The 19601-nt window shown below is 56.9% G+C and carries 20 protein-coding genes; 18 read left to right on the forward strand and 2 right to left on the reverse strand.

Translation table 11 applies throughout. The features are described 5' to 3' along the window. Positions 1 to 22 precede the first annotated feature (22 nt). Positions 23 to 700 (reverse strand): hypothetical protein, encoded by a 678-nt coding sequence (locus AC0V61_RS07800; protein ID WP_486156685.1) that lies wholly within the window; start codon positions 698 to 700, stop codon positions 23 to 25. Between the two features lie 95 nt (positions 701 to 795). Between AC0V61_RS07800 and glpX the strand changes: the two genes are divergently transcribed. From glpX to AC0V61_RS07890, 18 genes are all read left to right on the forward strand, one after another. Beyond that, complete coding sequence (gene glpX, locus AC0V61_RS07805) at positions 796 to 1860, forward strand: class II fructose-bisphosphatase (protein WP_486156686.1); 1065 nt, start codon at positions 796 to 798, stop codon at positions 1858 to 1860. 333 nt (positions 1861 to 2193) lie between these two features. Next, positions 2194 to 2877 (forward strand): hypothetical protein, encoded by a 684-nt coding sequence (locus AC0V61_RS07810; RefSeq protein WP_486156687.1) that lies wholly within the window; start codon positions 2194 to 2196, stop codon positions 2875 to 2877. 109 nt (positions 2878 to 2986) lie between these two features. Next, entirely contained in the window at positions 2987 to 3922 is a 936-nt protein-coding gene (locus AC0V61_RS07815; RefSeq protein ID WP_486156688.1) for a ribose-phosphate pyrophosphokinase, read from the forward strand. Next, on the forward strand, positions 3922 to 4281 hold the full coding sequence (locus tag AC0V61_RS07820) for a ribose-phosphate pyrophosphokinase (protein ID WP_486156689.1): 360 nt from the start codon (positions 3922 to 3924) through the stop codon (positions 4279 to 4281). The genes AC0V61_RS07815 and AC0V61_RS07820 overlap by 1 nt, the downstream gene beginning before the upstream one ends. A gap of 9 nt (positions 4282 to 4290) precedes the next feature. Continuing rightward, entirely contained in the window at positions 4291 to 5088 is a 798-nt protein-coding gene (locus AC0V61_RS07825) for an inositol monophosphatase family protein (protein WP_486156690.1), read from the forward strand. Positions 5089 to 5172: 84 nt separating this feature from the next. Then, positions 5173 to 5931: a preprotein translocase subunit SecD gene (locus tag AC0V61_RS07830; RefSeq protein WP_486156691.1), complete on the forward strand. Its 759-nt coding sequence runs from the start codon at positions 5173 to 5175 to the stop codon at positions 5929 to 5931. Beyond that, positions 5928 to 6371 carry a gamma-glutamylcyclotransferase family protein gene (locus AC0V61_RS07835; protein ID WP_486156692.1) on the forward strand — a complete coding sequence of 148 codons (444 nt, stop codon included), beginning with the start codon at positions 5928 to 5930 and terminating at the stop codon, positions 6369 to 6371. Before AC0V61_RS07830 ends, AC0V61_RS07835 begins: the two co-directional genes overlap by 4 nt. A 303-nt stretch (positions 6372 to 6674) precedes the next feature. Further along, complete coding sequence (gene rpmI, locus AC0V61_RS07840; protein WP_486156693.1) at positions 6675 to 6878, forward strand: 50S ribosomal protein L35; 204 nt, start codon at positions 6675 to 6677, stop codon at positions 6876 to 6878. 22 nt (positions 6879 to 6900) lie between these two features. Further along, positions 6901 to 7260, forward strand: coding sequence for a 50S ribosomal protein L20 (rplT, locus tag AC0V61_RS07845; protein ID WP_486156694.1), 360 nt, complete (start codon positions 6901 to 6903; stop codon positions 7258 to 7260). A gap of 113 nt (positions 7261 to 7373) precedes the next feature. After that, entirely contained in the window at positions 7374 to 8369 is a 996-nt protein-coding gene (locus AC0V61_RS07850; RefSeq protein WP_486156695.1) for a helix-turn-helix domain-containing protein, read from the forward strand. Positions 8370 to 8384: 15 nt separating this feature from the next. Then, the gene (locus AC0V61_RS07855) at positions 8385 to 9275 is read left to right on the forward strand and encodes a helix-turn-helix domain-containing protein (RefSeq protein WP_486156696.1); all 891 of its coding nucleotides are present in this window, start codon (positions 8385 to 8387) and stop codon (positions 9273 to 9275) included. A 79-nt stretch (positions 9276 to 9354) separates the two neighbouring features. Further along, entirely contained in the window at positions 9355 to 10455 is a 1101-nt protein-coding gene (gene pheS, locus AC0V61_RS07860; protein WP_486156697.1) for a phenylalanine--tRNA ligase subunit alpha, read from the forward strand. Then, complete coding sequence (gene pheT, locus AC0V61_RS07865; protein ID WP_486156698.1) at positions 10452 to 12851, forward strand: phenylalanine--tRNA ligase subunit beta; 2400 nt, start codon at positions 10452 to 10454, stop codon at positions 12849 to 12851. The genes pheS and pheT overlap by 4 nt, the downstream gene beginning before the upstream one ends. A 20-nt stretch (positions 12852 to 12871) precedes the next feature. Further along, on the forward strand, positions 12872 to 14392 hold the full coding sequence (locus tag AC0V61_RS07870; protein WP_486156699.1) for a peptide chain release factor 3: 1521 nt from the start codon (positions 12872 to 12874) through the stop codon (positions 14390 to 14392). Positions 14393 to 14428: 36 nt separating this feature from the next. Then, on the forward strand, positions 14429 to 15298 hold the full coding sequence (locus tag AC0V61_RS07875) for an alpha/beta fold hydrolase (protein ID WP_486156700.1): 870 nt from the start codon (positions 14429 to 14431) through the stop codon (positions 15296 to 15298). Between the two features lie 18 nt (positions 15299 to 15316). Further along, entirely contained in the window at positions 15317 to 15889 is a 573-nt protein-coding gene (locus AC0V61_RS07880; protein ID WP_486156701.1) for a pyridoxamine 5'-phosphate oxidase family protein, read from the forward strand. A 224-nt stretch (positions 15890 to 16113) separates the two neighbouring features. Beyond that, positions 16114 to 16452 carry a P-II family nitrogen regulator gene (locus AC0V61_RS07885; RefSeq protein ID WP_486156702.1) on the forward strand — a complete coding sequence of 113 codons (339 nt, stop codon included), beginning with the start codon at positions 16114 to 16116 and terminating at the stop codon, positions 16450 to 16452. Positions 16453 to 16470: 18 nt separating this feature from the next. Continuing rightward, positions 16471 to 17808, forward strand: a complete 1338-nt coding sequence (locus AC0V61_RS07890; RefSeq protein ID WP_486156703.1) for an ammonium transporter family protein — start codon at positions 16471 to 16473, stop codon at positions 17806 to 17808. Positions 17809 to 17959: 151 nt separating this feature from the next. On the opposite strand, the gene AC0V61_RS07895 is transcribed toward AC0V61_RS07890, so the two are convergent. Continuing rightward, complete coding sequence (locus AC0V61_RS07895; protein WP_486156704.1) at positions 17960 to 19549, reverse strand: GMC family oxidoreductase; 1590 nt, start codon at positions 19547 to 19549, stop codon at positions 17960 to 17962. Positions 19550 to 19601 lie beyond the last annotated feature (52 nt).

A 19601-nucleotide genomic window follows, 5' to 3' on the forward strand; every position in this document is an offset into this window, starting at 1 on the left:
TTAGCCCGCGCGTTTGTGGGCATTATTGTCCTGGTAGGTCAGGGGCCTCGAGACCAGCTTCGCGCCTTCGACGTTGCAGTTCTTCAGGGGACAATTCTTGATCTTGGCCAAGCGGAGGGAGGCCGCGGGCAATCCGGTCTGCGTCCGATCCCTTCGGAGCTTCGGGCAACGCCTCGACGTCGATGATCAAAGCTGCCTCGGGTGGGCAAGGCGGTATCACGCACAGGCCGCTTACAGTCGCGGGGCCCCGAAAGATGCCGCCGCCTGCCACGTCTACCGGCTGTTCACCTTGCGTGCGCTGAGCATAGTTGCGCTCAAACTCTTCCTTATTCCAAACCCCGTCGCTTGCCTCACCGATCTTTCGGCACACCACAATCGTGTTGGAGATAACGCCTGCATCTGATTCTTCTGCGCAGTCTTCTTCGAGCAATTGGTCAGATTCGTTCTTGGGCACAGTGATCATCAGATCAAGCACCCGACGTTCTGGCTTGGGCAGCATAGTTGGGACAGGTGCGACCGGCTCGGTTTGCGTGTCTGCGCCATCGCCGAGTGTATCACCAGGCGTATCGCCAGCTGTAACACCATTTTCATCCTGAGCCGCCAAAGGACCGCTAAGGCAAAGCAATAAGGCACACAGCCCCACGCTATTGACACCCGCTCGCGAGCAAAGCCCGAAACGGACAATTGGTGAGTTATGCATAGGAATGCTCGACAAGCCTGTATCCTCGTGGCTAAGCGCTCGAGGGTAACAATGGCCCCTCCACCCTTCTTGGGCGCATAAGGACTGAATTCCCGATGAACACTTCGAATAACGCCGCCGCTATTGGCACAGATGTATTGGCCGCAAAAGAGGGGGATGGCGACAATGCAATCAACCGCGTGCTTGTGCTTGAGATGGTGCGCGTTACCGAAGCGGCCGCTGTCGCAGCAGCGCAGCTCATCGGGCGCGGTGATGAGAAAGCCGCTGATGCCGCGGCGGTGGAGGCTATGCGCCGGGCGTTTGATACGCTTTACATGGATGGCACCGTGGTGATCGGTGAAGGTGAACGTGACGAGGCGCCTATGCTGTATATCGGCGAGAAAGTAGGCGGCGCACCTGGCACTCCTGACAAGAAGGGCGGCCCCAAGATTGATATTGCTCTTGATCCTCTCGAAGGCACGACCATCACCGCTAAGGCTGGTCCTAATGCGCTCGCTGTGCTGGCGGCATCTGAAGAGGGTGGCCTTTTGAATGCGCCTGACGTTTATATGGACAAGCTTGCGGTTGGTCCCGGCTTTCCAGATGATGTGATCGATTTGGCAAAGACGCCGACCCAAAACGTCGAAGCGGTGGCCGCAGCAAAGGGTGTCCAGCCCTCGGATATCAATGTTTGCGTCCTGGATCGTCCACGCCATGCCGACCTGATCGCGGAGCTGCGCGCAATTGGTTGCGGGGTGCATTTGATTGGCGATGGCGATGTGGCAGGCGTGATCGCTGTGACCGATCAGGATACAACGATCGATATTTACATGGGCCAAGGCGGCGCGCCAGAGGGCGTTCTGGCCGCTGCTGCACTGCGCTGTGTCGGCGGGCAATTCAACGGACGGCTTGTTTTCCGCAACGATGACGAAAAGGCCCGCGCCAAGAAATGGGGCATCACCGATCTCAACAAGATTTATAAGCTGGAGGAGCTTGCAAAGTCGGATTGTATTTTTGCAGCGACCGGCGTGACGGATGGCTCTCTGCTGGAAGGTGTGAAAAAGCGCAAGAAATCGACGGGCGCAACCATCATGACGACCCAAAGCGTGGTCATGCGCGCAAGCTCAGGGACGGTGCGCTGGGTCAGAGGCGAACACCGGATCACACCGCACAGGGGCTAAGGCCGAAACTAAGAGCGGCGGGTTAAACGATCAGCGCTTTGTGCTCCTAACGCCTTGACCCCGACAAGGCTTAGGCAAGGCTTAGACAAGGCTTAGACAAGGCTTAGACAAGGCTTAGACAAGGCTTAGACAAGGCTTAGACAAGGCTTAGACAAGGCTTAGACAAGGCTTAGACAAGGCTTAGACAAGGCTTAGGCAGGGCGTGATAGGGTCATGAAAGCTGTGCGCGAGTGGGCTGCTGGCACCGTCTAAGCGCCGCGCTCAGCGCCGGTTCATCAAAACATGGCGATGCACGTCAACTCTTTGCCCGCACTGGCTCTATTGGATCGAAGAATGGCTTTGACCCGCGTAACTCTTGGGTTGCTCCTTCTCGCTTTTGGCGGTTCGCTTGGCGCAAAGGCTCCTGGCTCTGATGCCGGAACTGATATCGAAGCAGGCTTGGAGCCGCAATTGGCCGCGCTCCAAGAGCATGACACCGATCTGCTCCCAGCGCTTGAAAGCTCACCGGATTGCGAAACAGGGTGCATCCTGCCCAGCCAAGCCGTAAGGCTTGCTTTCGAAGCGGGTGAGGGTCAGGCGCGGGCCGGGCGGTTCCTGCTTGATATCAAGGGCGGGGGGCAGAGCCTTAGCGGCTCGCTTGGTCAGCGGTTTTTTGTCAGTTCAAGGGCAGATTACGCCCGATTTGGCACGCTGACTATCGCGATTGAGCCTGATGCGCTCTACGGAATTTTGCGCCGTGCACAGGTTTGCGAGCCTCGTGAAACAAGGTCGGGCCGCATCGAGGTGCGCGCGTGTTATCAAGATGTGAACTTTGAGCTCAACATGTTCACCATGATCCAGCGCCTTGGCGGCAAGCGCATTGCCGTTGATGGAGAGGCAACGCTCCAATGGATCGATGCGCGCACCGGTCTTCCCAAGCCCGCTGCCAACAAGCGCGGAGAGCATGAAGTCGGTTATTACCAAGTGTGGATCCGCGTCGACGAGGCTGAGCAAGTGATCTTTGTTTACGAAGATTGATGGGCATGAAAAGTCATCGAAACTGAGGGCAAGCCACCTTTGCCATATTGCAATTCAATGACGCTCCATTAGGCGGGTTTGCAACGCACCGAAATGGGGATTCGCACTCATGAAGATCATGTCCGGCAATTCGAACTTGCCGCTCGCCCGGGCCATTGCCGCCTATCTCGAAATTCCCCTGACTGATGCAAGCGTGCGCCGCTTTGCGGATGAAGAAATCTTCGTAGAAATCCATGAAAATGTGCGCGGACAGGATATGTTTCTGGTCCAGCCCACGGGCTATCCTGCAAACGACAATCTCATGGAACTTTTGATTTGCATTGATGCTCTCAAGCGTGCCTCGGCCAAGCGGATCACGGCGGTTATCCCGTACTTTGGTTATGCGCGTCAGGATCGGAAGCCGGGTCCTCGTACGCCGATTTCAGCAAAACTGGTCGCCAATCTGATCACTGAGGCAGGCGCTGACCGGGTGCTGGCGGTGGATCTTCACGCAGGTCAGATCCAGGGCTTCTTCGATATTCCAACTGACAACCTTTACGCAGCCCCCGTGATGGCAGCGGACATTCAAGCGCGGTATGGTGATTTGGACCTGATGGTCATTTCACCAGACGTCGGCGGCGTTGTGCGCGCGCGGGCTCTGGCCAAGCGCCTCGACAATGCCCCGCTCGCGATCGTCGACAAACGGCGCGATCGCCCTGGCGAATCTGAGGTGATGAACATCATCGGTGACGTATCAGGCCGCCATTGCATTCTCATCGATGATATCGTCGATTCGGGCGGCACCTTGTGTAACGCAGCCGAAGCATTGCTTGAAGGCGGGGCGCAATCGGTTGCAGCCTACATCACCCACGGCGTCCTTTCCGGGGGCGCGGTGGCGCGCATCGACGGCTCGAAATTGAAGGAGCTTGTCATCTCCGATTCGATCCAACTCACCGAAGCCGCCGAGGCCTCAGACAAAATACGAGCGTTACCGATTGCACCGCTCGTGGGCGAAGCGATCCGCCGGATTGCGGACGAAAGCTCAGTTTCGAGCCTGTTTGACTGATGTTTGATCCCGGAGAAGTCCGGGAAATCCTGATCGGTGCTGCGCGCGCTGGGAATGCGCTGACCTATTCGCAAATGCTGCAATTGCTGGGCTACCGGTTCACCCGGCCTAAGATGCGTGCACTGTGCGCGGTTCTTGATGCTATCGATAAAGACGGCCGGCAGGATGGCGAGCCAGACTTAGCCGTTCTGGTCGTTCGCCAATCTGATGGCCTTCCGGGGCAGGGCTGGTTTGTGAACCGCTCACCCCTTGCAGACAGTATGGCCGGGCAGTGGCCTCTTGATTGGGAAGGGCAGGAGGCGAAAGCCTATGTTGCGCTCCACCAAAAGCGGGCTTTCGAATACTGGCAAGATCGCTAAAGAACGCTCATGACCCCTGCTGATCTAGACTTCGCCAACCGCCTTGCTGATGCTGCCGGTTCCGTCATCCGCCCGCTCTTTCGCGGCGATTGGGAAGCGGAGACCAAGGAGGATTCCTCTGCCGTCACCGAAGCCGATCGCGGGGCCGAGGCGGTCATGCGCAAAATGATCGAAGAAGAGCGTCCCGATGACGGCATTATCGGCGAAGAATATGGCCGCACGAATGAGGGCGCGGGGCGCCAATGGGTGCTCGACCCGATTGACGGCACGCAAAGTTTCGTCGCAGGCCGAGCGATTTTCGGCACGCTGATTGCGCTCATGCAAGACGGCTGGCCGGTGCTGGGCATTATCGACCAGCCGATCCAACACGAGCGCTGGGCGGGGCGCGTGGGCGAGGTCACGACCCTCAACGGCAAAGCGGTCAAAACAAGGCCCTGCCGCGCGGTTGAAGGCATGAGCATGGCCACCACCTCGCCACACTGCTTTAGCGCAGGAGAGGCGGATGCATGGCTGAACGTGGTCACCAATGCCTATCCCAAAATGCCTTTCCCGATCTATGGCGGCGACTGTTATAACTACGCGCTTTTGGCGAGCGGTCACATCGACCTCGTGATGGAAAGCGGCCTTAAGCTCCACGATTACGCGGCATTGGTCCCTGTTGTGGAAGGCGCAGGCGGCATGATGTCTGACTGGCAAGGCAATCCGCTGGATGCCGATAGTGATGGATCAGTGATTGCGCTTGGCGATCCGGCGCGGCTTGAGGATGTGCTGGAAGCGATGGGGCCCAGTGACAGCCATGATCACTGACAGCCATGATCACTGACGGCATGATCAGGGGGGCGTGGGTAAGGAAATTCTGCTAAGCTTGGGCGAGCAGGTTAGGTCGGTCATATGAAGTTTCTGATTTCATTATTCTTTGCTTGCATCGCGGTCACGCCGGTTCATGCGCAAGAGCAAAGCGAGGAGCGCGTGTATGTCGCTCTCGCTGCGAAGCCTGAGGCCATGCCAAACTGTGACAAGATCGATTGCGCGGCGGAGTTTCAAAAAACAATCGATGTTATCATAGCAAGGTTTGGTGGTTTAGAGGGGCCTGTATTGCGCAGCGCGACCTACGAGGGTGATGGCCGAATAGGTTTGATCATTGCCCGGCGCGCGGACATTGCAATTGTTCGGTCGGTTCTTGGGCTCGAGACAATCCAATTTTTAAGGGTGAATGATGAGATATCGCCTGCCCAACTCTACGAGCGAACTGTCTCAGAAGACACGGTGATCTTGCCCATTGAAAACAGTGAGTTTGATGAAACCATCGCCGTCTACCGCGACAGTGGCATCGATGGCGATTATGTTGCGCGTGCTGTCCCAAGTTTCGACAAACAGTTTGGTGAGCATGTGGTGCTGATCACGTTTGATGCTGAAGGTACAAGGCAATTTGCAGAGTTTTCAGCGGACAATGTGGGGCGCCGGATTGCCATCGTCTTCGATGACGTAGTGCTTTCAACCCCCGTCATAAACGAACCGATACTGAGTGGTCAGGTCCAAATTTCTGGGAGCTTCAATCAGAAAGAGGCTTCAGATCTTGCCAGCGCGATTTCCGCAGGAGCATTGCCGAACCCCATGGTTATCGTCGAGAGCCGAAAGCTGGGATTGTGACCCAGCCCGCCCACCTTTTCTTTTACGGCGTCCTCCAAGAAGGATTTGGGCCTGATGGGGGTCCCGATGGTGGTGATTGGCCATTCCTGAAAGGCCTCGGCATGGGAGCTCCCGCAACGACCCAAGGCGCGCTCTATGCGATCCCGACCGAGCACGGCTGGCACCCCGCACTCATCCTCACGCAGGCTCGCTATTCCACCGTGGTCCACGGCATGATCCATGAAGCGTCTCGCGTGGACATGGGGCCAGTCGATGAGTTTGAGGGTGACAGCTACACCCGCCAACCGATCCCGGTTGATGGCTGGGATGGCTACGGCGACACCACTGCCGATGCCTACATCTGGACCGACGATCTACCGCAAGGGGCTGAACCTATTTCAAGCGGGAACTTTGCTCAGTGGCTTCAGGAGACGAGGCGCAAAGCCTATTCGGGCGGATAGTGCTCGCGGCGGTTTTCCTACTCCTTTGATCACCGCTAAATCGGTGTGATGCTCGCGCCTCAAAACCCCCTTCACACCCCTACTTTTAGGGCCTGTTTGGAAGGGACGAGTTTTTCGCCCCTGAACAGTGTGCCAAGTGTGCCAAACTCCCTACATTTGGCACTCTTGGCGCACACCGAATCGCTTGCATTGCCCCGCAAATTCGCTATGTGGCGCTCCTCATCGACACGAATTTGCGAGTCCGGCCTGGCGACAAGGGCTGCCAGGGCTGGTCCAACGTGTCTCTGTTTAAAGGAGATAAAAATGCCCAAGCTTAAGACCAAAAGCGGTGTGAAGAAGCGCTTCAAAATCACCGCAACTGGCAAAGTGAAGCACGGTGTTGCGGGTAAGCGCCACCGTCTGATCAGCCACAATGCAAAGTATATCCGTCAAAATCGTGGCACCTCGGTTGCCGCAGATCCAGACGCGAAGACGGTCAAAAAATGGGCCCCTTACGGGCTCGATTGATCGAATAGTCAGGAGATAAGATATGCCACGCATTAAACGCGGCGTTACCACGCGCCAAAAACACAAGCGTCTTCTTGACCAGGCCAAAGGTTACCGCGGCCGCCGTAAGAACACGATCCGCATTGCTCGCCAAGCCGTTGAGAAGGCTGGTCAATACGCCTATCGCGATCGCAAAGTTAAAAAGCGGTCTTTCCGCGCACTTTGGATCCAGCGCATTAACGCAGCCGTTCGCGCTGAGGGTCTCACATACTCGCAATTCATGCACGGTGTGAAACTTGCCGGGATCGAACTTGACCGTAAAGTCATGGCTGATCTTGCAATGCACGAAGAAGCAGCGTTCAAAACGATCATCGCTCAGGCGAAAGCAGCGCTTCCAGCTTAAGTCGCTTTCCTAGGCAGAACAGCCGCGCTATAGTAATTTTGCAAACAAAAGGGGCCGGGCGCTTGGAAAGGCGAACCGGCCCCTTTTGCATCCGAAATGGAGCAGATAGCCGCTTGTACAAACCCGACGAAAATCTTGTAGTTTTTCGACATTTGGGTCAATCCACTGCCATGGGCAGCGAGAAATACTTAAATCGCAATAAGAGGGGCGATGCTGACGGGCTTGGCACCTCGCGCAATAGCGTTCGTGCCACATTCCATGCGCCTCCTGCGCGTTTTGAAGGATGCTTCACGACATTCTACCAGCTGGACCTTGATGTGCCCGGTGGAGGGCTTGTTGAGGACTTTCTCCAGCCCGAGTGGGCAAATTTGCGCTTCTTTGGGGGTTCGCGGCCGACCTCAACAATTAGAGAGCAACATTTAGCAGGCGCGCGGTTCGCGGTAACTGGACCAAGTTCTGTCGCATGTCACTTCAAAGTGGGCAGTTCGCGAATGTGGGGTGTTGGCTTATTGCCGCTGGGCTGGGCTCGCCTGATTGAAGCGGATGCGTATGACTATGCGAACACCTTGTTCGACGGGTCGCGAGACAAGACCTTTTCAAAATTTGACCAGCTTTCCCAATTGCTTTGCGACCCTGATGCGCACAGCACCGAACAACTGGCCGCAATTGAAAGCACTATGGATGCATTGATGCGCCCTTCGCGTGATGAGGATAAGATTGTCCGCGTGCACCGGGCCTTGGTGCAGGGTGATCATCTCGCTGTCGCCTCTTTGGCGGATACTTGTGCGATGAGTGTGCGCACACTCGAGCGGGTATGTCGGCGATATTTTGGCTTCACACCCAAGCGTTTGATGCGGCGTCAAAGGTTTACCCGCAGCTTGACGAGTTACATGCTTCACCGCGGTGCCTTATGGACCGAGGCGATGGATGAGGAATATCACGATCAGGCGCAGTTCACCCGCGAATTCACTGAATTCATGACGATGACGCCAAGCAAATACGCAAGCCTTGAGCACCCGATCCTTGCCTCGTTCATTGAGGCCCGAGCAAAGGTTTGGGGAAGCGCTGCACAGGCGCTTGACCCTCCTCGTCAATCACAAGCGCAATAGGAGGCTGAGTTCCCTGTGCACGGTGAAGCCGGAAGTTCAGTCTCGATCCGCTTTGCCTTGCCAAGTGCAAGGTTAAGTCCTTTTGTCACAACCTATTACTGCATACAGGTCACCACCTTGCCCTCTGACCCTTGGGTGGAAGACAGGCTTCATCCCGAATGGGCAAATCTGCGTTTCATCGATGAAGGAAGCTCGCAAAGCTCTATCGCGGGTGTTCCGCTTGACGAGGTGCCAGCGTTTGCTGTGACTGGTCCCACCGCCTGTGCCCCCAAATTCCGAATGCAATCGGGGAGGAGTTGGGGGATTGGCCTTATGCCGCTGGGTTGGGCCGCCTTGTTGGACGCTTCGGCAAGCGACTATGCCGACAAGATCTGTGATGGAATGAGGGACCAAGCGTTCGCCTCCTTTCATCCGCTCGCACATGCATTGGCAGAAGGAAACGGCGATTTTCATGAAGAGTTAGCGCTTATCGAGGCTCATATGGAGGCGCTTTCGCTGCGTGAAAGCCCAGAAATGCGCGCGATCCACCGCGTCAACACTGCATTGGTTGATCCCAAAATTGGAACTGTGACCCAGCTTGCTGAGGAAGTGGCGATCAACGTGCGCACTCTAGAGCGTCTTTCCAAGCGCGCCTTTGGATTTTCACCCAAGCTGTTGCTGCGGCGACAACGGTTCTTGCGCAGCCTCTCACAATTTATGCTCGACCCTTCATTGAAGTGGCTAAACACACTCGATCAGCAATATCATGATCAGGCACATTTCGTGCGTGATTTCAAGCGCTTCATGGGCATGAGCCCTAGCGCTTATGCTAAGCTTGATAAGCCGATCTTGATGGCTGCAGCAAGAGCGCGCATGGCGATCGCAGGGCAAGCGGTACAGGCCTTGCACGATCCAAATGCTGACTAAACCGATTAACGCGTACAAACGCGCTTTGCATGTGCGCGCAATTCTCGCTAGCGGACGCGGCTTATTGAAAGCAGATTTGATGACCGAACTAGCAGATCAGAAACAAGCCGCGCTTGCGGCAATCGATGCAGCGACAAGCCTTGATACGCTTGAGGAGCAGCGGGTGGCCGCGCTTGGCAAAAAGGGCTGGGTTAGCCTGGCGCTCAAGACCCTCGGGCAAATGAGCCCGGATGAGCGCAAAGAGGCCGCACCTGCTATCCAAGCGGTGCGCGGCGAAGTGGCGGCGGCGCTTGATGCGAAGAAGGGCGAGCTTGAGGCTGCGCAGTTGGAAGCGCAGCTAGCAAGTGAAACGATTGATCTAACCTTGCCCGCACCAGAACTGCCAAGAGGATCAATCCATCCGGTAAGCCAGGTGATGGACGAGCTGGCGGAAATTTTCGCTGACTTGGGCTTCTCTGTCGCTACTGGGCCGGAGATCGAAGACGATTGGCACAATTTCACCGCGCTCAACATGGATGAAAGCCATCCAGCGCGCGCGATGCATGACACCTTCTACTTCCCGGACAAGGCGGCGGATGGGGCATCAATGTTGCTGCGCACACATACCTCGCCAGTGCAAATCCGTTCGATGAAGGCTGATGGTGCGCCTATTCGCCTGATTGCGCCCGGCCGAGTGTATCGCTCAGATTCCGATGCGACGCACACGCCGATGTTCCATCAGGTCGAAGGGCTTGTGGTGGATGAAGACATTCACTTGGGTCACCTCAAATGGACGCTGGAGACTTTCTTCAAAGCCTTCTTTGAGCGTGAGGACATCGTGCTGCGCCTGCGCCCATCCTACTTCCCGTTCACTGAGCCATCGGTGGAAGTCGATGTAGGCTACTCGAATGAAGGAGACCGCCGCGTCGTGGGTGGCCACGGCGATGACGTTGGCCACGATTGGATGGAACTCGGCGGCAGCGGCATGGTTAATCGCCGCGTTCTCGAATTCGCAGGCATTGATGCTGAAAAATACCAAGGCTTTGCCTTTGGTCTCGGCATCGACCGGATTGCCATGCTCAAATACGGGATGAACGATTTGCGCGCCTTCTTCGACGGCGACCCGCGCTGGCTCGCGCATTACGGCTTCTCGCCCTACGATCAGCCGACGCTTTCTGCAGGTGTAGGAGTGCGGCCATGAAGTTCTCAACCACATGGCTCAAAGATCACCTCGATACCCATGCGAGCTTGCAGGAAATCTGCGACGCGCTGAACGCAATTGGCCTTGAGATTGAGGGCATTGAAGACCCGTCTCAGACCCTTGCAGGCTTCCGAGTGGCCCACGTTCTGACAGCTGAAAAGCACCCCGATGCCGACAAGCTTCAAGTGCTGAGCGTCGACACAGGCGAGGGCGATCCGGTGCAGGTTGTGTGCGGTGCTCCCAATGCGCGCGCCGGTATGAAAGGCGTGCTCGGGCTTCCCGGAGCCGTTGTGCCTTCCAACGGAATGGAGCTGCGCAAAGCGGCTATTCGCGGTGTCGAAAGCACAGGAATGATGTGCTCCGCGCGCGAGCTTGAGCTTGGCGAAGATCACGACGGCATTATCGAATTGCCAGAGGATGCGAGCGTCGGTCACAGCTTTGCCGACTATCAGGGCTCCTCGCCGATCATCGAAGTTGCCATCACGCCTAACCGCCCGGATTGCATGGGCGTCTATGGCATCGCGCGCGATTTGGCGGCGGTAGGGTTGGGGACACTCAAGCCGATTGCCTTCCCCAAGTTCGAAGCCTCGGGCGAATGCTCCATTGAAATTCGCACTGATGATCCTGACGGCTGTCCTGCCTTCTACGGCCGCGCCATCACAGGCGTTAAAAACGGCCCTTCACCCGATTGGATGCAGCAGCGTTTGAAGTCGGCTGGTCAAAAGCCGATCTCGCTTCTGGTGGACCTCACCAATTATCTGATGCTAGCGTTTGGCCGCCCAAGCCATGTGTATGACCTTGCCAAGCTGCAAGGCTCGATCTGCGCGCGCCGGGCCAAGGCGGGCGAAGAGTTGCTGGCTCTTAACGAAAAGACTTACGCGCTTGACGAGACAATGACCGCGATTGCCGATGAGGCCAAGGTGCTTGGCATTGGCGGCATTATGGGCGGCGAGGAAACGGGTGTGTCCGATGACACCACCGATGTGCTCCTCGAAATCGCTTACTTCGATCCAGCCGCAACCGGCGTAACTGGCCGCAAACTGGGCCTCGCAACCGATGCGCGCACGCGCTTTGAGCGCGGGGTTGATCCTGAGTTTCTGGACGATGGTCTGGACTTGCTTACGGGCCTGATCACTGAACTTGCAGGCGGTACGCCAAGCGAAGTGGTGCGCGCAGGCTCGCCGCCAAGCGAGGCCAAAGTTGTGGCGTTCAATACCGGCCTAACTAAGCGCCTTGGTGGCATAGACGTTGCCGAAAACGAACAGCGTGGGATTCTTGAGAGCTTAGGTTTCGAGGTCGGCGACGACTGGCAAGTGAAATGCCCGCTGCGCCGCAATGATATCGAGGGTCCTGCTGACCTCGTCGAAGAGGTCGTACGCATTCACGGCCTTGATAAAGTTGAAAGCGTCGCTCTCCCCCGCGTCGACGGCGTGGCGCGTCCAACGGCTAGTCCCCATCAGATGTTAGAGCGTAAGCTCCGCCGCGCGGCGGCTGGGAGCGGGCTGGATGAAGCGATCACTTGGTCGTTCCTGCCCGAAGATGTTGCCGAACACTTCACCGCAACCGATGACCTTTGGAAGCTGAGCAACCCAATCAGCGAAGACATGAAGGTCATGCGTCCCTCGCTCATCCCGGGGCTTTTGCTCGCGGCGAAACGCAACGCTGATCGCGGCGCGGGTACGACGCGGGTGTTCGAGCTTGGTCGCCGCTATTTCAAAGGCAAGGGTGGGGCGAGTGATGAGCGCGCGACCCTTGGCGTGGTGCTGGCCGGTGAGAAAACACAGCGCGGCTGGGCCAACGGTAAAGCGACCAGTTTTGACGCCTATGACGCGAAAGCAGCAGCGATCACGCTGCTTGAAGCGGCCGGTGCTCCGACAGCGCGCCTGATGGTGATGGGCGAGGCAGGCGACCAATTCCATCCCGGCCAGTCAGCCACTTTGCGGCTTGGTCCAAAGAACACACTCGCGCGCTTCGGCATGATTCACCCGGCAACGCTCAAAGCGTTCGATATGGATGGACCTGTCGCAGCAGTGGAGCTGTACCTTGATGCGATCCCGGCGAAGAAAGCGAGCAAGGGCCCTGCGAGCTTTGCGCGGCCAAGTTTCACGCCGCCTGCGCTTCAGGCTGTGACCCGCGACTTTGCGTTTCTCGTCCCGGCTGATTTGGCAGCGGAGGACTTGCTCAAATCGGTGCGTGGTTCGGACAAGGCCAACATCACCGCCGCGCGTGTCTTCGACGTGTTCACCGGTGAAGGTGTGCCTGAGGGCCAGAAGTCGCTTGCCGTCGAAGTGACGCTTCAGCCGCAGGAGAAGAGCTTTAAGGACAAAGAACTCAAAGCCATTGCTGACACTGTGGTGACAGCGGCGGCGAAGCTGGGGGCGGAACTGCGAGGCTAAAGCCGCGCTCCGAAACGTTCATGTCCAATCGCCGCACATTCGCGATCATCTCGCACCCTGATGCTGGTAAGACGACGCTTACCGAGAAACTCCTTTTGCAAGGTGGCGCGATCCACTTGGCAGGTGAGGTAAAGGCGCGCGGAGACCAAAGGCGCGCCCGCTCTGACTGGATGAAGATCGAGCAGCAGCGCGGGATCTCGGTGACCTCGTCGGTGATGACTTTTGAGCGAGAGGGCGTGACCTTCAACTTGCTCGATACACCGGGCCACGAGGATTTCTCCGAGGACACCTACCGCACACTGACCGCCGTGGATTCCGCAGTCATGGTGATTGACGCAGCTAAGGGTATCGAACCGCAGACGCGTAAGCTCTTTGAAGTCTGTCGCCTGCGCAATGTGCCCATCATCACCTTCGTCAACAAGGTGGACCGCGAGGGACGCGACCCGTTTGAGACCTTGGACGAGGTCGCCGATATGCTTGCGCTTGATGTCTCCCCGCAAGGATGGCCGATTGGCATGGGCGGGCAATTCGAAGGAATTCTCGACTTTGCGAGCGGCGAGGTCAGCCGTCCTGAAGGACCGTCCAAGGAATTTCTTGGCAAACGCGATGCTGACCCAGCCATCCCGGATGAATTCGCCGAGGAAGCGGAGCTTGCCCAGGTCGGCTATCCTGAATTTGACCTCGAGGCCTATCGCAGCGGCGACCTGACACCTGTTTATTTTGGTTCGGCGCTCAAGAATTTCGGCGTGACCGAGCTGATCGAAGCCATAGCGCGCATTGCCCCGCCGCCGCGTTCGCAACCTGCCGGTGATGAGCAGATCGAGCCCGACCACGGCGAGGTCTCCGGCTTTATTTTCAAGGTCCAGGCCAATATGGACCCCAACCACCGCGACCGCATCGCCTTTATGCGGCAAGTGTCGGGCACGTTTAAGCGCGGCATGAAATTGACGCCGTCGGGGCTGGGTAAGCCGATTGCGATCCACTCTCCGATTCTGTTCTTTGCACAGGACCGCGAGATTGCGGACACTGCGGAAGCGGGCGATATCATCGGTATCCCCAACCACGGTACTTTGCGGGTAGGTGATACTCTTTCTGAGAAGAACCAACTGCGGTTCACAGGGCTGCCCAACTTCGCGCCAGAAATCCTGCGCCGAGTGCAGCTAAAAGACCCGACCAAGACCAAGCAGCTTCGCAAAGCCTTGGATGACCTTTCCGAAGAAGGCGTGATCCAAGTCTTCTATCCCGAGATCGGCGCACAGCACATCGTCGGCGTTGTGGGACAGCTGCAATTGGATGTGCTTATTTCGCGGCTCTTAGCCGAATATAAGGTCGAGGCGGCCCTTGAGGCGTCACCGTTCGCCACAGCACGCTGGCTTAAGGGCGATGACAAGGCGCTTTCCGAGTTCGAAGGTTTCAACCGCGCCAATCTGGCCCGCGACCGGGATGGGGATCTTGTGTTCATGGCTAAGTCGCCTTGGGACGTGAATTACCAGGTGGAAAAGAACCCCGAGCTGACTTTTTCTGCCACTAAGGAAAGGTAGCTTGCTCGAGCCAGCAGTTCGCGGCATTGGGACGGCATGACACACGCAGGCCCTACCTCTCAAAGCTTCATTTCTCAGCGCCTTAAATTAAATTACGTCGATTGGGGCAATCACGATGCCCCGCCGCTCGTGCTTGTGCACGGCGGGCGCGATCATGCGAGGAGCTGGGACTGGGCGGCCGAACAGCTTGCCAAAGACTATCACGTTGTCGCGATGGACCACCGCGGGCATGGCGACAGCGATTGGGTGTCCGATGGCAACTACACCTCGAACGATATGGTTTATGATTTGGCGCAATTGGTACACCAATTGGGGCGCGGTCCTGTGCGTATTGTCTCCCACTCGATGGGCGGGAATGTGGCATTGCGCTACACTGGCATGTTCCCTGACATGGTCACCAAGCTGGTCGCGATTGAAGGTCTTGGCCCTTCACCGGAATGGAAAGAAGAGCAGCGCAAGACGCCTTACCCTGAGCGTATGCGCGAGTGGATCGAGAAAAAGCGTAAAGCCGCCGGCCGGACCCCGCGTAAATATGAGAGCATCGAGGCAGCATTCGCGCGGATGATCGAGGAAAACTCCTATCTCACCGAAGAACAAGCCCGCCACCTCACCATCCACGGCGTCAATCGCAATGAAGATGGGACCTATAGCTGGAAGTTCGATCCGCACCTGAATGTATGGCAAATCGAGGATGTGGCAGATGAGTTCATGGAAAGCGTCTGGGCCGCGATCACTTGCCCGACGCTGCTGCTTTATGGCGAGAAGAGCTGGGCTTCTAATCCTGAAAAGGATGGCCGCCTTGAGCACTTTAACACCGCAAGCGTGATCGAGTTCGAAAATGCAGGCCACTGGCTCCACCACGATCAGTTTGATAGGTTTATGGGTGTCCTTCGCGATTTTCTCTAAGGTTTAAGGGGTTTTATCATGGCTGAATTTTTCGATGCGTTGAACGAGAAGCACACAGCCATGATCGAAGCGCAGGCGGTGTTTTTCGTGGCTACAGCTGCCAGCGAGGGCCGCATTAACCTTAGCCCCAAAGGCTATGACGCCTTTCGAGTGTTGTCGCCCACTAAGGTCGCGTACCTTGATCTTGGAGGCTCGGGCAATGAGACGCATGCCCATGTGATGTCCGACCAGCCCGACAAGGGGCGCATCACGATTATGGTCTGCAATTTCCAGCAACCTGCCCTAATCTTGCGCATCTATGGCAAAGGGCGCCCGGTGCTGCCCCAAGATACGGAATGGGACGAGCTCGCCGCACACTTCACATTGCTGCCCGGAACGCGTCAGATATTCGTGATCGATGTTGAAAGTGTGCAAACTTCGTGCGGTTGGGGCATCCCGTTTATGAGCCTTGAGGGTGAGCGCGAGACCCTTCAAAAAGCCCATCGTCAGTCTGATCCAGTCGCTTGGGAAGCTAAGATGGCTGGACGCACGTCCAGCATTGATGGGCTCCCCGTGCGACCGACGGATCGATATATTGCTGGTGACCTGTAGCCTAGAGACAGATTATTGCTCTCCGCGTGCAAAATCAGGGTAGATCAATCGCGGCTGCCTAAAAAATAAACAAAAGATTAAAAATCGGGCAGGCATACTCCCCTCCCCTGTTTGAAATCAGTCAGATTCCCCTGCGTAACCCATGTTACAAAAATATGGCACGCTCTTTGCTATCCTCATGGGTGAGCCGGAATGGCCGGCTGAAACCTAAAAAGGGGGCAAGGATGAAATTCATCATCGCCATCATAAAACCATTTAAGCTCGATGAGGTGCGCGAAGCTCTGGGCGCTATCGGGGTCGCTGGAATGACTGTTTCTGAGGTCAAGGGGTTTGGCCGTCAGAAAGGACAGACCGAGATTTATCGCGGGGCAGAATATTCGACCAACATGCTTCCCAAGGTGAAACTTGAAATCGCGGTGAGCGACGAGATCGTCACCCAAGTGGTCGAAACCATTCAGCAGACCGCCAACACCGAAGCAATCGGTGATGGCAAAATCTTCGTTCTCGACCTCGCCTCCGCCACGCGCATCCGCACCGGCGAAGCTGGCGAAACCGCACTCTAAGTCTTGGGGAAAAGACTCATGAAAACACCTCTCCTAAAAAGCGCAGCCCTTCTTGGTGCAAGCGCTTTGATCGCACAGCCAGCCATGGCTGCTGTGCCAGATGCGGAAGTCGTCTCCGCTGGCACCGCTTACATTTTCAACACTCTGCTGTTCTTGATCGGCGGCTTCCTCGTGATGTGGATGGCCGCTGGCTTTGCCATGCTCGAAGCTGGCCTCGTCCGCGCTAAGAACACCTCGACACAGTGCCTTAAGAACATCGGCCTTTATTCGATTGCTGGTTTGATGTTCTGGGTAATCGGTTACTCGATTGCCTATCCTGGCTTTGGCGATGAATACTCCGGCCTTCTTGGCTTCGGCTTGTTCGGCGCGAGCGGCCTTGAATACAACATGCAAGGTGTTGGCGAAGCGGACACGGGCACCGGCTATTCGGTCGCGTCCGACTGGTTCTTCCAAATGGTTTTCTGTGCGACCACCGCTTCGATCGTATCGGGCACCGTGGCAGAGCGCGTGAAGATCGTTCCGTTCTTCATCTTTGTGACCATCCTGACCGGCATCATCTATCCAGTTGTTGTTAGCTGGGAGTGGGGCGGCGGCTATCTTGATAGCGTGCACGGCTTCAGCGACTTCGCTGGTTCGACCCTTGTTCACTCAACAGGTGGCTGGGCCGCTCTTGTTGGTGCCATCATCATCGGTGCTCGTGCGGGTCGTTATGGCGCAGACGGCAAAGTCAATGTCTTCCCTGCATCGAACATTCCGCTTGCAACGCTGGGTACGTTTATCCTTTGGCTCGGTTGGTTTGGCTTTAACGGTGCATCGCAGCTTGCGATGGGCACTGTGGGCGATGCCTCTGATGTCTCGAAGATCTTCGTCAACACCAACATGGCAGCAGCCGGCGGTGTGGTCGTTGCGATCATCCTGACGCAGGTCATGTACAAGAAAGCGGATGTCACCATGGCCCTTAACGGCGCACTGGCTGGCCTCGTATCGATCACAGCTGAGCCTCTTGCACCGAGCGTGGGTCAATCGATCCTCATCGGCGGCATCGGCGGCGCGATTGTGGTCTTCACAGTTCCGCTTCTCGACAAGTTCAAAATCGACGACGTTGTCGGCGCCATCCCTGTCCACCTCATCGCAGGTATCTGGGGCACGCTGATCGTTGCTTGGACGGGTGATGCGACCTTTATGGGTCAGTTGGTCGGTGTTCTTCTCACCGCGCTCTGGGTCTCGGCTGCATCAGCTGTCGTCTGGCTTGCTCTGAAATACACCATCGGTGTGCGTCCTTCGGAAGAAGACGAGATGAACGGCCTCGATAAAGCTGAAATCGGCGTCGAAGCCTATCCTGAATTCGCTCGATAAAGAGCGCAAACAGTTTGGTGGGGGAAGGGACTTCTCTCCTCTCCCTCTCTTCTCCCACCAACCGACGTTCCTCCTGCGAACGAACAGACTAGTGAAGGCCGGAGCGCATGATACGCTCCGGCCTCTTTTTTGTGCTTTTAGTGATTGGGATTTAGGCGGTTTCGGCGGCCTTGATGAAGTCCGCGCAACGCTCGCCAATCATGATGCTGGGGGCGTTGGTGTTGCCGCTCACAAGCTTCGGCATAATGCTCGCGTCCGCTACCCAAAGGCCTTCGAGGCCGCGCATTTTGAGTGTGGGATCGACCACCGCATCATCGTCCGCGCCCATCCGGCAAGTGCCCACAGGGTGATAGACCGAGTCAGACCGCTCTCGGATCAGATGATCGAGCTCATCGTCATTGTTCAAGTCGATCGGATGACGGTCGGTTGGCCCATAGGCCTGCATAGCAGGTGCATCGACGATCCTGTGGGACAGCCGCACACCGCCTCGCATTACGGCAATATCGCGCTCGTCATCGAGGAAATTGGGGTCGATAACCGGTGCGGCGGCTGCATCACCTGACCCAAGGCGCACAGTCCCACGGCTTTCTGGCCTTAGCACACAGGCGTGCAGCGAGAAGCCGTGCGCGTTTACCTTCTCGCGTCCATGATCTTCGAGGATTGCGGGCACAAAATGCCATTGTACGTCAGGCGCAGGGGCCCCGTCGGTGACTGTCCAAAACCCACCACCTTCGGCATACGGAGTGGTCATGGGACCCGTGCGGCTGCGGCGGTGTTCTACAATCGCGGCGGCCATTTTGAGCGTGCCCTTAAGTGTCCCGCCGATGGGGACATCGCTTGTCGTCTCCCAGCCGGAGACATAGTCGATGTGATCCTGAAGGTTTGAGCCGACGGCAGGCTTATCCATCACCACGTCGATGCCGTGCTCTTTCAGATGCTCGCCAGGACCGATGCCTGAAAGCATGAGGATTTGCGGTGAGTTAAATGCGCCTGCCGAAAGCACGACGCCTTTGCGCGCATGGAGCGTTTCGGATTTTTTGCCGCGCCGGATTTGCACGCCGGTAACGCGCCCCTCTTCGATGACGAGCTTTTCGACCAAAGTGTTGGTGCGGATGTCGATATTGCCCTGTTCGCGGATGGGCTCGACATAAGCGCGCGCAGCGGACCAACGTTCACCATCGCGCTGGGTGACTTGGTAAAGGCCAAAGCCTTCCTGATTTTCGCCATTGAAATCTGGGTTCGTCCTCAGCTGGAGCTCACCTGCCGCCTCAACAAAAGAGTGGCTTGCAGGGTTGGTGCCGCGCTGGTTGGAGACAAACAGTGGCCCGCCGCCTCCGTGATAATCGTCCACGCCCCGCTCATTGCTCTCAGCCTTGCGGAAATAGGGGAGAACATCATCGTAGCCCCAGCCAGAACAGCCCATCGCTTGCCAATTGTCATAGTCCCAGCGATTGCCGCGGATATAGACCATGGCATTGATTGCCGAAGATCCACCGAGCCCTCTTCCGCGAGGTTGGTATCCAATTCTGCCGTTAAGGCCTTTTTGGGGCACCGTATCAAATTTGTAATTCGATGAGTTGCGGATGAAGGGCATAAAGCCCGGCGTCTTGATGATCATATTGTTGTTGCGGCCACCGGCCTCCAACAAACAAATGCGCCGCGTCCCATCAACGCCCAACCTTCCAGCAACAGCGCTTCCCCCGCTGCCACCGCCAATGACGATGTAGTCAAAACTCTCCATAATCTCTCCTTCAAGTAAGAGAGTTAGCAGCTTTCACAGAGCCTTCAATCGG

Source organism: Erythrobacter sp. JB1-4 (assembly GCF_057365025.1).

What these genes read in the sequence shown, in the direction of transcription:
- AC0V61_RS07815 (WP_486156688.1), top strand. Translation starts at nt 2,987, where the DNA reads ATGAAGATCATGTCCGGCAATTCGAACTTGCCGCTCGCCCGGGCCATT.
- pheS (WP_486156697.1), top strand. Translation starts at nt 9,355, where the DNA reads ATGACCGAACTAGCAGATCAGAAACAAGCCGCGCTTGCGGCAATCGAT.
- AC0V61_RS07800 (WP_486156685.1), bottom strand. Translation starts at nt 700, where the DNA reads ATGCATAACTCACCAATTGTCCGTTTCGGGCTTTGCTCGCGAGCGGGT.
- AC0V61_RS07825 (WP_486156690.1), top strand. Translation starts at nt 4,291, where the DNA reads ATGACCCCTGCTGATCTAGACTTCGCCAACCGCCTTGCTGATGCTGCC.
- AC0V61_RS07875 (WP_486156700.1), top strand. Translation starts at nt 14,429, where the DNA reads ATGACACACGCAGGCCCTACCTCTCAAAGCTTCATTTCTCAGCGCCTT.
- AC0V61_RS07830 (WP_486156691.1), top strand. Translation starts at nt 5,173, where the DNA reads ATGAAGTTTCTGATTTCATTATTCTTTGCTTGCATCGCGGTCACGCCG.
- AC0V61_RS07895 (WP_486156704.1), bottom strand. Translation starts at nt 19,549, where the DNA reads ATGGAGAGTTTTGACTACATCGTCATTGGCGGTGGCAGCGGGGGAAGC.
- AC0V61_RS07820 (WP_486156689.1), top strand. Translation starts at nt 3,922, where the DNA reads ATGTTTGATCCCGGAGAAGTCCGGGAAATCCTGATCGGTGCTGCGCGC.
- rpmI (WP_486156693.1), top strand. Translation starts at nt 6,675, where the DNA reads ATGCCCAAGCTTAAGACCAAAAGCGGTGTGAAGAAGCGCTTCAAAATC.
- rplT (WP_486156694.1), top strand. Translation starts at nt 6,901, where the DNA reads ATGCCACGCATTAAACGCGGCGTTACCACGCGCCAAAAACACAAGCGT.
- glpX (WP_486156686.1), top strand. Translation starts at nt 796, where the DNA reads ATGAACACTTCGAATAACGCCGCCGCTATTGGCACAGATGTATTGGCC.
- AC0V61_RS07880 (WP_486156701.1), top strand. Translation starts at nt 15,317, where the DNA reads ATGGCTGAATTTTTCGATGCGTTGAACGAGAAGCACACAGCCATGATC.
- pheT (WP_486156698.1), top strand. Translation starts at nt 10,452, where the DNA reads ATGAAGTTCTCAACCACATGGCTCAAAGATCACCTCGATACCCATGCG.
- AC0V61_RS07870 (WP_486156699.1), top strand. Translation starts at nt 12,872, where the DNA reads ATGTCCAATCGCCGCACATTCGCGATCATCTCGCACCCTGATGCTGGT.
- AC0V61_RS07885 (WP_486156702.1), top strand. Translation starts at nt 16,114, where the DNA reads ATGAAATTCATCATCGCCATCATAAAACCATTTAAGCTCGATGAGGTG.
- AC0V61_RS07890 (WP_486156703.1), top strand. Translation starts at nt 16,471, where the DNA reads ATGAAAACACCTCTCCTAAAAAGCGCAGCCCTTCTTGGTGCAAGCGCT.
- AC0V61_RS07810 (WP_486156687.1), top strand. Translation starts at nt 2,194, where the DNA reads ATGGCTTTGACCCGCGTAACTCTTGGGTTGCTCCTTCTCGCTTTTGGC.